Origin of the sequence: Paenibacillus sp. Aloe-11 (assembly GCF_000245715.1) — a bacterium.
GTDB classification, from domain to species: domain Bacteria; phylum Bacillota; class Bacilli; order Paenibacillales; family Paenibacillaceae; genus Paenibacillus; species Paenibacillus kribbensis.
In genome coordinates, this window is record NZ_JH601043.1 from 44,239 (window position 1) to 44,613 (window position 375).

1 pseudogene is annotated in these 375 nt (G+C 56.0%); it reads left to right on the forward strand.

The features are described from left to right. Positions 1-375, forward strand: a pseudogene (locus tag WG8_RS27745) (HAD family hydrolase); the annotation flags it as partial.

Consider the following 375-nt stretch of genomic DNA (forward strand, 5'->3'; position numbering starts at 1 on the left):
TTGTTGTCGAAGAGGGCGGCTTGGCTGAAACGGATCTGCTGCGCTGGCTCGGTGCGGCAGAAAAAAGCTCGGAGCATCCACTGGCGGAAGCCATTGTAAAGGGGATTGTGGAACGCGGCATTGAACTGGTGGAACCGGCAGATTTTGAAAATATTCCGGGTTATGGCGTAAAGGCTCATGTGGAAGGCAAGCGGGTACTTGCAGGTACACGCCGGTTGATGAGCAGGGAAGGCGTCGCGATAGCTGACTCCGCCCAGCTGCATATGAATGAACTGGAGAACGCTGGGAAAACAGCGATGCTGGTCGCTGTGGATGGCGCCTATGTCGGATTGGTAGCCGTGGCGGATACGATCAAAGAAACTTCACGGGAGGCCG